General features: G+C 37.8%; 12 protein-coding genes. 3 read left to right on the top strand and 9 right to left on the bottom strand.

The genetic code is table 11. The annotated features are described in order from the left end of the window. Nucleotides 1–9 precede the first annotated feature (9 nt). Together FAX86_RS16135 and FAX86_RS16130 are read left to right on the top strand one after the other, a co-directional pair. Nucleotides 10–1,263: a flavin-containing monooxygenase gene (locus FAX86_RS16135; RefSeq protein WP_164503622.1), complete on the top strand. Its 1,254-nt coding sequence runs from the start codon at nt 10–12 to the stop codon at nt 1,261–1,263. A gap of 853 nt (nt 1,264–2,116) precedes the next feature. Then, a complete protein-coding gene (locus FAX86_RS16130) occupies nt 2,117–2,461 on the top strand; it encodes a hypothetical protein (protein ID WP_144394501.1) in 345 nt (114 codons plus the stop codon). Nucleotides 2,462–2,468: 7 nt separating this feature from the next. On the opposite strand, the gene arsJ is transcribed toward FAX86_RS16130, so the two are convergent. The 5 genes from arsJ to FAX86_RS16105 all read right to left on the bottom strand — a co-directional run bounded on the left by arsJ (nt 2,469) and on the right by FAX86_RS16105 (nt 6,744). Then, nucleotides 2,469–3,704 carry an organoarsenical effux MFS transporter ArsJ gene (gene arsJ, locus FAX86_RS16125; protein ID WP_144394500.1) on the bottom strand — a complete coding sequence of 412 codons (1,236 nt, stop codon included), beginning with the start codon at nt 3,702–3,704 and terminating at the stop codon, nt 2,469–2,471. A 6-nt stretch (nt 3,705–3,710) separates the two neighbouring features. Next, complete coding sequence (locus FAX86_RS16120) at nt 3,711–4,715, bottom strand: ArsJ-associated glyceraldehyde-3-phosphate dehydrogenase (protein WP_144394499.1); 1,005 nt, start codon at nt 4,713–4,715, stop codon at nt 3,711–3,713. Nucleotides 4,716–4,734: 19 nt separating this feature from the next. Beyond that, nucleotides 4,735–5,058 carry an ArsR/SmtB family transcription factor gene (locus FAX86_RS22865; protein WP_144394498.1) on the bottom strand — a complete coding sequence of 108 codons (324 nt, stop codon included), beginning with the start codon at nt 5,056–5,058 and terminating at the stop codon, nt 4,735–4,737. A 93-nt stretch (nt 5,059–5,151) separates the two neighbouring features. Next, on the bottom strand, nt 5,152–5,679 hold the full coding sequence (locus FAX86_RS22540) for a cold shock domain-containing protein (protein WP_205859229.1): 528 nt from the start codon (nt 5,677–5,679) through the stop codon (nt 5,152–5,154). A 207-nt stretch (nt 5,680–5,886) separates the two neighbouring features. Then, nucleotides 5,887–6,744, bottom strand: coding sequence for an MBL fold metallo-hydrolase (locus tag FAX86_RS16105; RefSeq protein WP_144394497.1), 858 nt, complete (start codon nt 6,742–6,744; stop codon nt 5,887–5,889). Between the two features lie 121 nt (nt 6,745–6,865). Between FAX86_RS16105 and FAX86_RS16100 the strand changes: the two genes are divergently transcribed. Then, nucleotides 6,866–7,168: an ArsR/SmtB family transcription factor gene (locus tag FAX86_RS16100; protein ID WP_246128630.1), complete on the top strand. Its 303-nt coding sequence runs from the start codon at nt 6,866–6,868 to the stop codon at nt 7,166–7,168. Here FAX86_RS16100 and FAX86_RS16095 read toward each other — a convergent pair. Genes FAX86_RS16095 through FAX86_RS16080 form a run of 4 tightly spaced genes read right to left on the bottom strand, consistent with a single transcriptional unit; the run spans nt 7,150 to nt 12,113 of the window. Next, nucleotides 7,150–7,410, bottom strand: coding sequence for a YgaP family membrane protein (locus FAX86_RS16095; RefSeq protein WP_144394496.1), 261 nt, complete (start codon nt 7,408–7,410; stop codon nt 7,150–7,152). The two genes, FAX86_RS16100 and FAX86_RS16095, sit on opposite strands and share 19 nt — an antisense overlap. A gap of 26 nt (nt 7,411–7,436) precedes the next feature. After that, nucleotides 7,437–8,741, bottom strand: a complete 1,305-nt coding sequence (locus FAX86_RS16090) for a hypothetical protein (protein WP_144394495.1) — start codon at nt 8,739–8,741, stop codon at nt 7,437–7,439. Next, entirely contained in the window at nt 8,738–9,574 is an 837-nt protein-coding gene (locus FAX86_RS16085; protein ID WP_144394494.1) for an outer membrane lipoprotein-sorting protein, read from the bottom strand. Before FAX86_RS16085 ends, FAX86_RS16090 begins: the two co-directional genes overlap by 4 nt. A gap of 16 nt (nt 9,575–9,590) precedes the next feature. Beyond that, a complete protein-coding gene (locus tag FAX86_RS16080) occupies nt 9,591–12,113 on the bottom strand; it encodes an efflux RND transporter permease subunit (protein ID WP_144394493.1) in 2,523 nt (840 codons plus the stop codon). Between the last annotated feature and the right edge of the window lie 11 nt (nt 12,114–12,124).

Below are 12,124 nucleotides of genomic sequence, written 5' to 3'. Positions count from 1 at the left end.
AGAAACTCTTTGAAAGTATGTGTCATTGGAGCAGGTGTTTCCGGCCTTGCATGCTGTGTCATGCTAAAAAAATACAACATTGACTTTGTGTGTTTTGAAAAAAGCAACTGTGTCGGTGGAATCTGGAATTATAGCCCTGATTTAGATAATCCTTCTGTATACCAAAACTGTACTTTAAATCACTCAAATAAAGTGATGGTTTACCCTTTTCGAAAAGTTGATATTAAAGGTCGCCATTTTGCCCATAGAAGTGGTTACTTTAACTACTTACAAGAAACAAGTGATGAGTTCGGTTTATACCAACATATCAAGTTTAACACTGAAGTTAAATCATTACAGAAGTTAGAGAACGGAAGCTGGTGTGTATCAACGAATGATGAAACTGAACAAATTTTCGAACATGTTATCGTCTGTGCAGGCTTTTACTCTAATGGATACATTCCTCAAGAATACGTTAAGAGTTATATGGGAAATTATATACATTCGTCAGAATATCGTGCTCCGGCTCCGTTCAAAGACCAAAAGGTTCTTGTCGTTGGCTCAGGCAGTTCGGCCATTCAGATTGCCTGTGATTTAGCAAATGTCGCTAATGATGTTAAAGTTTCTGTGAGAAATATGCCTTTTATCATTCCAAAGTTTTTAATGGGCAAACCTTACAGTGCTATTTATTTAAATATTATTAAGAAATTTCCGAGAAAACTTCAAAGCCGATATCTTGAGTTCGTGATCAAATTAATAAACGGAAAACAAGAAAGCTATGGAATCCCTTCCCCATCTCAAAGATTATTAGACGGTCGTTTACCCATTTCTCAAGATATCTTTGATAAAACAGCGAGCGGAATGATTCGGTTTCGCCCCGCAATTAAAAAATTAGAGAATTATGAAACTACCTTTACTGACGATAGCCATGAAAAATTTGATCATATTATTTTCTCGACCGGTTATAAAGTTAGTTTACCTTTTCTAAAAGATTTAGAGTTTGATGTGAATCGAAACTATAAGTTCATATCCAACATGGATCACAACCACCTGTATTTCTGCGGCTATCTTCAACCTATTGGTCCTGTGCCACCAGTTGTCACTACGCAAGCTAATTATATTGCGCGTATCATTGCGGGTGACATTCAGTTACCAGAAAAAGAAGAACAACATTCTTATATGCGACAGTTCTTTGAACAGTTAAAGTTACAATTTTCACAAGAGTTTAATGGACGCATTCATATAAATGATTATTTAGATATGCTCATGGAAGACATGCAATAAGATTATCTATACTCACATATACAACTAATAACTTTAATAATCTTTATACGTTATTTTACACGATAAAAACCTGACTAAAAAACAAGCTCCCTTTTTGTAAAATATGCATCCCATGAATAAATACTTAATCAAATTAGATTAATTAGATGTAGTCATGGGAAATATTCACATCATAGCAAATTGATATTCTCACAAATTTAACGAATAATAAATCAGGAATAGCGCGGTTTTTCGGCAACTTATATTTATAGTTTTGTACGAGTCAAAACATCTATACAAGTCGACTTAACCCAGCGAAGTACCGCCATGTTCTAGTAATATTCAAGAGAATTAAAATTATAAAAAGATATATTATAATACTGGCTAGCATAAGCTTAACTACAGGCTGTAGTTTAATGGTTGGAAGCAAACCATTTAACAATCAAAAAGCCGCGTCTGAAAAAAGAAGCTAAATAGGAAGGACGTAATATATCGGAGTGCATTGTAAGCACGCCTATTTCGCCGGACAGAAAAGTTAAAATGGAAGACGGAAATAGTTTGTATATATGCTCAAGGTTACAAACCTATCGCTCACCTATAGACTGTGTTAAGGCTGTGTGGTCGGATGATATTGGCTGTTCTGGCGGAAAGATTTCAATTTGGAAATGTGATTTGACGTTTTTCGTTGATCAAGCCAGAGCCATCCAATATGTTAGATTGAAAGGTTGTAATGAATTTGACTTTTCCTAGATGGATTTATCATTATTTCTATCGAATAATGAGCTAAAATAAGCGGTGCCAAGATGGAGAATGAGATTCCTTGTGGAGACCATTATCTCTTGCCCCATCTAATATGAAATAAGGAGTGACTCAAATGAGAGTGATTGGTTTAATACTATTGTCATTTAGTTTAGCCGGCTGTGTACAATTTAAAGTTGTACCCGATAATGCGATTAGAGATTCAATTGACGCTGGAAAATCAGTGTATCATGAGTATAAAGGTGGTACAAAACGCAATCTATCCAAACAAGTGTTAATTAATGATTATGCCAGTAAGAAGCTTGCAGAGGATGAATGCATTAGAGAACTGAAGGAATCTATTGCGAGCGAATCAACCGAGAAAGATCCTGCTATCATTTCTATGAAATCAAAATATGTGAACGATAATCAATCAATTGAATGCACTATCGTTGCTTACGTTTGGCCCAAAGAAGAATAGATAACACCTAGTTGCACTTGACTTCAGACTTGCTAGAAGGTAAGTCGAGTGTAATGATCATTGTCGCTAGTAAGAAAGCAAAAGAGATCCATAGACACGCCGTTAAACCGTAGACTTGATAGGCAATTCCTGAAAGAACCGTGCCTATCAATCGACCTGCCGCATTGGCCATGTAATAAAAACCAACATCTAACGAGATGCCCTCGTCGCTTGCGTGATGAACAATTAAAAAGCTGTGCAATGCTGAATTAATCGCAAAGAAAATGGCAAAAGTAATTAGTCCTATTGTTAAAACCCAAGAAGAAGACGGCTGAGTATTCAAGATAAATGCAAGCGATCCAGGAATTATCATTAGCGGTAATACCCACAGAAAAGCCTTTTTATCAGAGTCAAATTCGTTACTTACTTCTAATCTTCGATGGGTTATTTTGGGCGCCAATGCTTGGACGATACCATATCCAATAATCCATACGGCAAAGAAACTTCCGATTTCAGTATGTGACCAATTCAATTGCGTGGAAAAATAAACAGGCAAAGCAACCACAAACCAAACATCACGAGAAGCAAATAAGAAAAAGCGTGCCGCTGACAAGACATTGATAGCTCGGCTTTTTGAGAACAATTGTTTAAACTTCGGTTTTGACTTTGCTTTGCCTAAGTCCTTCTTTAACAGTACTAAACTCAATATCCAGATAATAAAAAGCATGATTGCCATAATGCTGATTGCGTTATGAAAACCCAAGGTAGTTAACAAAAACCCACCGAGAAAAAAACCGACACCTTTGAGTGCATTTTTAGATCCAGTTAAAGCAGCGACCCAGCGATATAATTTGGATGAGTGTTTTGACTCTTCAGGGCTAACAAATGTTTTAATCGCACTTTTAGCACTCATCTTATTTAGATCTTTCGCAATTCCAGAAACGGCTTGAGCTGACATAACCCATATAACGACTAGATACTCTGTCGGAACGAGCAACATTGATAAAGCGACAATCTGTAGAAAAAGGCCGATATTCATGGTTTTATTTAAACCAATACGAGCGCCTAGATAGCCTCCTAGCAGATTAGTAACTACACCAAAAAACTCGTAAAATAAAAACAGCATAGCCACTTCGAGTGCGCTGTAACCTAAGTTATGAAAATGCAAGACAACCAGCATTCTTAGAGCGCCGTCAGTAAGAGTAAACGCCCAGTAATTAAAAGTAACGATTAAATACTGTTTAATCGCACTGCTAACAGCCATTGTTCATTAAATTCCTTGTCGGATGACTTTTAAGACTAATTCTGCCGTTCTATTGGCGTAGCCCCATTCATTATCGTACCAAAGATATAATTTCACTTGTGTATCATTGATTACCATGGTTGAAAGCGCGTCAACAACCGCACTTCTTGGATCGGTTCGATAATCAATCGATACCAGTGGGCGCTCTTCATAACCCAAAATACCCTTTAACTCTTTTTCAGAAGCCTCTTTTAACCATTGATTAACTTGCTCACTGGTCGTCTTGTTTTCCACTTCAAAAACGCAATCGGTTATCGATGCATTCGCTAAAGGAACGCGCACGGCATGTCCATTCAGCTTACCTTTTAATTCGGGAAATATGTGCGTAATGGCTGTGGCACTTCCAGTCGTCGTTGGAATTAAACTCATGCCGCACGCCCTCGCTCGACGAAGGTCTTTATGCGGTGCATCCAATATCGTTTGGGTATTCGTAATGTCATGAATAGTTGTCATCGATCCGTGACGAATTCCGAGTTTTTCTTGAATAACTTTTACAACCGGTGCCAAACAATTTGTCGTACACGACGCAGCAGTAATTATTTTCTGCGTACCATCGTACAGGTCATCATTGACGCCCATAACGATATTTAAAACGCCTTCTTCTTTGACTGGAGCCGTTACAACAACTTTTTTTACACCTTGCGCAAAATATTGATTAAGCAACTCAGTTGTTTTCATAACACCAGAAGCTTCTATAACCAGGTCGCATTGTGACCAATCCGTTTCTTCAATACGCTTATTTTGCGTACAACTAATCTTGTGATCGTCTACGATCATCGTCTGCCCATTAAAAGTCGCATTCTTGTGCCAAGTGCCATGAACGGAGTCAAAATTTAATAAATGCGATAAAGTTTCCGCATTTCCGGCTGGATCATTAATGGCAACAACATCGAATAAATCATTTCCCCAAGCGGCACGAAAAGTTAATCGCCCCATTCTTCCAAAACCATTAATACCGACTCGAATTTTCATTTGTCATCCTCAAGTTTTTTTATTCACAAATAGGTACAACTTGTTTCATTGCGATAATATCGTGTTTAAATTCTGATTTACCAAATTCATCTAAATAAAAAACCAGAGTTTTGTATAACTTATGTTTAATATTTAAATGGTAATACATCCATTGAGATGAGCGATAAGCAATTATAAGTTCATGCTTTTTAAGATAAGCGAGATGCCGTGAAACAACACTTTGTGGCAGATTAAGAGCTTCTACGAGTTCACAAACACATGAATCATTAAAATGATGCAACAAGACTAAGATTCTTAATCTTACAGGTTCTGATAAGCATTTAAAAAAAGTATGGTGTTCCACAAGTTAAAACTTATTATATTTGGTTAGCCAAATATAATAAGTTTTAACTTGAAAGTCCAGATATTGGAAGGCGCTCTACTACTTTACTGAGCGCTAATCTTTTTTATCAGATTTATCTTTGTTGAAAATTTGGCGTTTTTGGGTAGGCGCTAATTCGGTTGGATTAACTTCGTAAGCTTGAAGTTTACCTTCATCAGAAACACGAGCTTTAAATTCAACTTTTTGCTGCTTAATAAGATATTTAAATCCATCTAATTGAATTTCTGAATAGTGAAAAAAAGCGGGGACTTTGAAACTTTCACAACGAATAAAACCATAACCTTTTTCTCGATAATAGTTTTGTACGATACCTTCATACACTTTACCTTCCTCAACTTCTGGAACGTAACCATTATCATACTCTTGTTGATGCTGCGGTTTTTGGAATTGCTGTTGTTGTCCCTGACCACTTTGGGTATTTCTGTTTTTATTATGGCCTGGTTGACGATTTCCACGATTGTCATCGTACTGGCCTTGAGAGAAAAACTCATTGCCACCTTGATGCTGTTTTTTATTTTTTTGATTATTGTCGTTCTTACGCCGCTTTTTATTAGCGACCATAAATTCGTGACTCGTTAGCATATATTCTAGGTTCCGACCTGAAAATTAGATTAATTAGAATATGAAAAGGACATTACTCCTTAAGTTTAAGTCCTGCCGTTAAATTTAGCAATTTTTCAACGTAAATTATTGACAGTAATAGCCTTATTGAACGCCACACTTTCACTTTAAAGAGCGAAAAGCTATAAAAAAATGAATGTCACCCAACTTTTGAAATATACAATTAGTTTAAAATTTAATCGGTATTTTCAAATACTGACGTCCGTCATTATTTGGCTCAGGTAAATGACCTGCATTAATATTAACTTGAATTGAAGGGTATAAAAGCTTAGGAATTGCAAGACCCGAATCTCTTTGCGTTCTCTTTTTAACGTATTCCTCCAATGAAACGTATCTCGATATTTGAACATTGCTTTCTATTTGATCAGCTACCGTGACACAAATGACTGGTGGCTCATTCTCACCAGGATAATCGTGGCACAAATACAAATGCGTACTTTCCCCGATATCAAATATTTTTTGAATCGATTGATAGAGCGTTGCTGCATCGCCGCCAGGAAAATCACAACGTGCACTGCCACGATGAGGGGCAAATACGGTATCACCAACAAACACGCTATCTTCAACTTGATAACTTACACTGTCGTTTGTATGTCCCGGTGTGGCGATAACTTTGATTGATAGTTCCCCAAGTACAAATTCCTCTTGATCTTTGAACAGATAATCAAATTGACGACCATCAGTGGGAAATGAGTCGCTCAGCCCAAAGACTTCTCTAAAATGAAGTTGTACCTTTTGTATCCCCTCACCTATAGCAATTTTTCCGCCAACTTGCTTCTTAATCCATTGTGCACTCGTCAAATGATCAGCATGAGCGTGTGTTTCAAGAATCCACTGACATTCCAGGTTATTGCCCTGTACGTATCGAACCAGCTTATCGGCTGAATCAGTGCCAATCCGACCACTGAATATATCGAAGTCATAGCAAGGATCAATAATTGCGCACTGTTTTGAATGGGCGCAAACAAGAATATGGCTCAAAGTACCTGTTGGCCGATGATGAAAAGATTCTATGTGATAGCGCATAGTTAACGTTAGGCTCCCAATAAAATATTAGCTCAAACTAAATTAGTTAAATTATAATATTATGGTAAACTATTAACAGATACCGCAAAAGATTAATTATAGAAGTTATTGGTAAAAACCAATGGAAAAGATGACGCAGCTAAAGCAACATGCTAGTGAAGCCAGTCGTTTACTGAAAGCACTGAGCAATGAAACTCGCTTGCAAATATTATGCTTACTCAATGAAAAAGAGCTCTCTGTCACCGATATCAATGAACAAATTAAGATTTCCCAATCGGCTCTCTCACAACATTTAGCTATTTTAAGAAATGATCGACTCGTGGTGACTCGACGAGAGTCGCAAACAATTTTTTACTCTCTCGCCGATGGCCCTGCCTCAGTCATTATAAATACCTTACATGGAATTTATTGCGGAGCCGACTGAGTGGCTCTAAATTCTTTTTCCAGCAGCTCTCGTTCAGATTTAATGTGAAATACTCGATGCATTATAATGCTAGCAGGACAAAAGCCCGTGAAAGATTGTTGCAATAAATTTGCGCCAATAAAAACGGTAAACCAAATGAAGTTGGGATGTACCCAAACTGTTAAAGAAACAGACACAAGTACCATGAAGCCCGCAAAGGCATCGAGCGTTTTTTCAAGTGATAATCGTTGTTTATGAATCATTGTAGACTCCTCAATTAACTCATGCATTAAAATTGATATCTTAGTCGTATCCATGCTGAAGAGTTTTCCTGAAACTGAGACCAGAAGGTAAATTCATCTTCGCCTTCGAACCAGTAAATGCCTCCCGAAATTTTCCAGGCATCGTTTATTCGATAATCCGATTTCATTCGAACATGCCAATCTGAATCATCGGGTGAATAAAACACAAAAAAAGATGAAACTAAATTTTGTTGTAGTGCTTGAAAAGTTAGTCGTGAAGTTAAAACTTTATGCCATTCGTTGGGCTCAATGTCTGGCGCTAAACTATTCGATATTAGTGCATCATAATTCTCCGTTTTCTCGACGTAGAATTGAAATGCACCTGACAAGTTTTTAATTAACTCTTGCTCATAACCCAAAAGCAATCGCCACTGACTGTTAGGTATATTCGATAGCGTGCCCTTGTTGTCGTCGATACTTTCATAGTGTCCAATTTCAAACTTACCAATTCCCGAAAATATCGACTGACGTAAACTGGCACCAATAACATTTAGGCGAGAAAAAGTTAGCTGACCTGATTCACTAAACGTTTCTGGACTTTTATAAAAACCACGATAGCTATAAATACCCCACTCAGTTCCATCAACCGTCCCAAACAATCGCAGAGAGACTTCATAATCCGAATGAGTTGGTCGGACAGCACTGAAAGGTGAGTCCGGTTTTCCAATACCCAGAGACGGTATATAGAAACTGAGCTTTTCGCCATTTAAATACTTATCTGACTCAAACTCTGGAACCAACACCAAGTCCAAGTTCAATGAATCTCCATACCAAATCATTCGTAAGGCATCCGATGGTGATTTTAAATATTCATCATCTCGCCCTGTTAAAAACGATACCCAGTCTTTGGGGAATAAATCGTTAATAAAGATCAGGTCACCAACACCCCAGGTTAATATTTGCCGACCAATCTTTACATCCGTAGATTCACCCATAGTCCAAGCAAAATTTGCTTCGCGAAAATCGCCGTTGGTATCGTCAATCACTTGATCGTGCCAAACATCGGCAATTACCGCGACATCAACGGAACCGATTTTATCATCCCATGATAATTGCAATCGAACTTCTTCCAGTGGCTGACTGTTCTCGTTATTTGAACTTGCAATAAGCTGTGACGTCGCTAACTCAGCAAAGCCGTGTAAATTAGTGCTCTTATCGGCTTCCCAAGTGTCTCCCCAATCATTCTCACCCCACTCCTCTGAATTAACCTCCTGCTGTTCTCGACTCTGAATGGACAGTGAAGCTAGCAACAGAAAACCGACGAAGGAAAAGGATATCAATGGTAGCTTCATTGATTTGTCCGCTTTAGCCATTCTTCTGGAGGATTACGTAGACTGCGCTCGGTAAACACAGATTCAGGAATGGATAAGTCATAATTCATGAATCGAAATTGCATTATGGTATATCCGTTTAATTTATGGTCCGTGATTTTAGACTCGGTAACCGTTGGATATCCTTCTACCGTCTCAACCTCATTAACCTCCATGGTGCGCAATGGTTGTTTATTTGTATCAAAATAAGTAACTCGCATCGGTAAATACGTTGACTTACTAATTTTCGATTCGTAAAAACTAAACTCAACCGTTTCCGGTTGCTTCGGAAAATGTTTTAAATAGAAATAGTCGTTATCTTCTTTAACTAACTCATGCTTATCCAGTTGTGGAGAGCGACCTGATACATCTTCATAGAAAAAATGGGAACCAACAAAGCTGGTACGTTTATCACCGGCCGATATTCGTTTTACTAAATCAAGTCCAGGTAAATATAACCACCGATCATCATCACTTGTCGGCTTTTTATGAACCAGAAATACGGTGTCACGAACATCAGCAGGTCTTGAAAAAACAACCAGATACTGTTGCTCGCCCCCATCGGAGTTATCTTTTCGTACAATCACAAACTGTCTATATTGCGCTCTATCCTGACTATCGACGATTTTCATTCGTGCATCAGTTCGACCATCAGCACCAGCATAATAGGAGGCTAAATTTGCTTTCTCAATAATCTCAGAGACGTCTTTTGGCTCAGCAATCGCAAATGACCACCCTAGTAAACTTAAACCAATTACAACCACTTTAAACAATCGTTGCACCGGTTTTAAAATTTTTGAATCAAAATACTTCATTGTTATTCCTCGTCAATTAAGGTTTAAAAATAAAGGCTTTTAGCAAATTCATCGCTGCCGGTAACATTAATAATGTGACTAACGCAGAAGCTGCCATAATGGTTGCGAGAAAGACACCAACGGTAATGTATGGAACCAAGGGTGCCAATAGTAAAGGTGTAAATCCTACTGCGATAACAATCGCATTACGTGAAATTGCCCGTCCAGGTTCATCAAACATTAATCCTATCATCTGTTTAAAATCACCCGTTTGATCAAATAACGCTCGTGCGCGTTCAATAAAGTGAATCGCAAAATCAACTGATAAACCAAGTGTTAGAGCAGACAATACCGCAATTGGCATATCATAATCTTTACCGATCCAACCAATGACACCATAGATAAAAGTAATCGTTATCGATAATGGCAGCATGGCCAAAACACCAAAACTGATTGAACGAAATAGAATAATCATCATAACCAAAACAACAATAAACGCGCCGATTAAACTATCTAACATCCCAGAAACCATGGCTTCTTGCCAAACGACATTGATATAGGTCTTTCCTGCCCAACGAAATTCCATTTGTTCAGGTAACGGCTTTTGTTCAATAAATTGATCGACCTCGGTCATGACTTGGTTCATTGCTTGATTATCGCCACTAGTAAGCTGTAACCATAAAACCGTTTTCTGATAATCGGGAGTCACCAGATGCCAAAGATCCTGTGGGCGATGAGATGATTGAAACTGTATCAAAGCTTGAGCAATTCCATTCTGTGAATCAGGTAAGCGAAAGTCTATTGCTTGGCCGCTGTATAGCTGTCTGTTTACTGTTTTAATCAGGTCGGTTAATGAGTTTACTTTACCAATCAATCCGGTTTGCATTAGATGTTCTTGCAAAGATTCAACATATTCTAAAGTTTCAGGCTGCGTAAAATAGTTGATATTGGACTGATATTTTTCTATCAATAATAATAGGTTTTCGTAAATTTTTTGATCGGCAGCATTTGCTTCAAACAGAGCGTTGTCAATGTCAATGACCAATTCTTGGATACTAACATCCGAACTGAGCTTTTCTACCAACTCATCTTTTTCTTTCGATTCTGATAAGTTTGTTATTTGTTCTTTTAAAATTTGGGTTAACTGTGATTTCTGAGACTCAGGATCTTTCATTGAAAGAACCAGAAACGCATTGTAGGTCCCCGCAAAGTGTTCGTTCAAAACCTTATCGGCAACTCGAATACGATGTTCTTCTTTGAACCAACGAACCGGATTATCATTAATTTCTATCTTTTGAATGCCATACCAACTGACAATCACAACGCCAATAAAAAGTAATACTATAGACTTAGAGAAGCCGACTGAAAATCTTCCTAACCGTTTGAGAGTGCGACTTAAGCGTGTATCAGCCGATTCATGTTTGTGTATTTGAGTTTGTAGCGCCAATAACTGCTTTTCTGACATCCTTGAAATGTAGGCAGGCATAAACAAAATTGTCCAGATGAACGCTAGCAAAATTCCAAATCCAACAAACGCACCGAATATTTGTACCGGAGGTATTGGTGTCAGACTTAACGATAGAAATCCCACTGTTGACGTAATAGAGGTAAATAACATGGGACGAAATAAATGCCCGACAACCTCCTCTATGACTTTTTTTACTTCTAACCCGGGTTTATAGCGGTCGGCAAATTCCGACATAATATGAACGGAATCGACGACGGCAATTGGCATCAAAAAAATTGCAATCATTGAACTCATAATATGAACGGTGAAACCAAAAGCAATTAATAGTCCCATAGTGGCAAGTACTGTTGCCATCGCCACAATCATCGGTGCGATTACAAAAGTTAAATTCCGAAAGAATAAAAACATCAAAATAAAAATCATCGCCGCCGCCATAGGCGCAGAAATACCCATTTGTACGAACATTTCAAATCCAAAGGTATCTTCGGCCACAGGTAATCCTGTAATATGAAACGCATCTTGACTATTTATTGTTTGGAGATAAGAATTTATTTCTTGAGAAATGCGGTAACTTTCATCTTTATCCTGTATTGGAACATAGATCGACGCAGCTTTATCATCGTTAGACACCAATGTATCTAATAAAAGCGGTAACCTTTTAACATCCGATTTTATTTGCAGCGCTTTTTCTTTCGATTCTGGCGGGTTTTTCATTAACCAATCAAAACGAATGGTTCCCCTATCCACTTGTGTGATGTTATCAACCACACTTAATGACATTAAATCTGGCTGAATCACCCCTTCAATGGTCAAAATATATTGAGTGAGCTGATCTATCGCTTTAAGTGATTCAGGGTTGTAAATACTGTTTTCATTAACCACACCGACAACAATCATGTCGTGTAGTCTAAATTCTTCTTTTACCGAGTTATGAAAAACACGATCCGGCTGATCGTTTGGCAACATATTCTCAGGGTCAGTATCAATTTGAATAAGAGGAATAAATGCCGTCAAACTGAAAGTGACCAAAGCAATTAACCAATAAACTTGTTTGGCGCGATTGATTGAAAAATGTATGATTTTATCTTTCATCGAATTCTTGT

It is taken from the genome of Pleionea sediminis (genome assembly GCF_007570825.1).
In the GTDB taxonomy this organism is placed as follows: domain Bacteria; phylum Pseudomonadota; class Gammaproteobacteria; order Enterobacterales; family Kangiellaceae; genus Pleionea; species Pleionea sediminis.
The sequence above is the reverse complement of the archived record's forward strand: the minus strand, read 5'-3'. Positions and strand labels throughout refer to the sequence as shown.

Coding starts and splice junctions, on each gene's coding strand:
- FAX86_RS16100 (WP_246128630.1), top strand. CDS start 6,866: ATGGAAAAGATGACGCAGCTAAAGCAACATGCTAGTGAAGCCAGTCGT.
- FAX86_RS16095 (WP_144394496.1), bottom strand. CDS start 7,410: ATGATTCATAAACAACGATTATCACTTGAAAAAACGCTCGATGCCTTT.
- FAX86_RS16085 (WP_144394494.1), bottom strand. CDS start 9,574: ATGAAGTATTTTGATTCAAAAATTTTAAAACCGGTGCAACGATTGTTT.
- FAX86_RS16090 (WP_144394495.1), bottom strand. CDS start 8,741: ATGAAGCTACCATTGATATCCTTTTCCTTCGTCGGTTTTCTGTTGCTA.
- arsJ (WP_144394500.1), bottom strand. CDS start 3,704: ATGGCTGTTAGCAGTGCGATTAAACAGTATTTAATCGTTACTTTTAAT.
- FAX86_RS22540 (WP_205859229.1), bottom strand. CDS start 5,679: ATGCTAACGAGTCACGAATTTATGGTCGCTAATAAAAAGCGGCGTAAG.
- FAX86_RS16130 (WP_144394501.1), top strand. CDS start 2,117: ATGAGAGTGATTGGTTTAATACTATTGTCATTTAGTTTAGCCGGCTGT.
- FAX86_RS16105 (WP_144394497.1), bottom strand. CDS start 6,744: ATGCGCTATCACATAGAATCTTTTCATCATCGGCCAACAGGTACTTTG.
- FAX86_RS16120 (WP_144394499.1), bottom strand. CDS start 4,715: ATGAAAATTCGAGTCGGTATTAATGGTTTTGGAAGAATGGGGCGATTA.
- FAX86_RS16080 (WP_144394493.1), bottom strand. CDS start 12,113: ATGAAAGATAAAATCATACATTTTTCAATCAATCGCGCCAAACAAGTT.